The sequence below is a fragment of the Brachybacterium phenoliresistens genome (assembly GCF_039530785.1).
Lineage (GTDB): Bacteria > Actinomycetota > Actinomycetes > Actinomycetales > Dermabacteraceae > Brachybacterium > Brachybacterium phenoliresistens.
This window is the reverse complement of the sequence record NZ_BAAAOW010000035.1, coordinates 1-505: the sequence shown is the minus strand read 5'-3', so window position 1 is coordinate 505 and position 505 is coordinate 1. Positions and strand designations below refer to the sequence as shown.

At 59.2% G+C, this 505-nt stretch carries 1 protein-coding gene; it reads right to left on the bottom strand.

Annotation, left to right across the window (positions count from 1 at the left end; all coding sequences use genetic code 11):
- Positions 1 to 505 (bottom strand): hypothetical protein (locus ABD234_RS19140; RefSeq protein ID WP_344359680.1); only part of this gene is annotated, 505 nt, incomplete at both ends.

Sequence of the window (505 nt, the reverse complement as noted above, 5' to 3'; positions counted from 1 at the left end):
CGATGTTTTACCAAGCCCACCAGGCGAAACGGTCACGGATACGTACTTGCGGATCAAGTGTTTTCCGTAAGCAAACTCGCGGCGCGGCAGGGTTTTCGGGTCGATCCATTTGAACGCAGTGGCGACGATTGCGCCCTGCGGCTCGTTGTCGTTTTCGGCTTCTAGGTCTACGCTTTCCGGTTCGCTGCTGTCGTTTGCTGCATCAATTGCGGCGGGCAATGCATTATTCTGCATAGTCTCGACGCGACCCTTCGCCAGGCCGTTCGCAATCATGCGCGTGATATCCACCAGGCGCGTGTTGTCCTGCGTCACGACGGTTGATTCCGGTATCGACCGGGGCTGCGCCATGCCAGCCTTTAGCCCGTTCTCGATGGTCTTTGCGCAGCGAACCCAGTCCCGGCCCCATCCTCGCGCCACGTCTTGCAGCAAGGCACGTGCCTCGCTTTCCGACAGAGCTCCCGCACCGACGAAAGTGCCAAGTGCAAATGCAGCATCATTGAGCGCG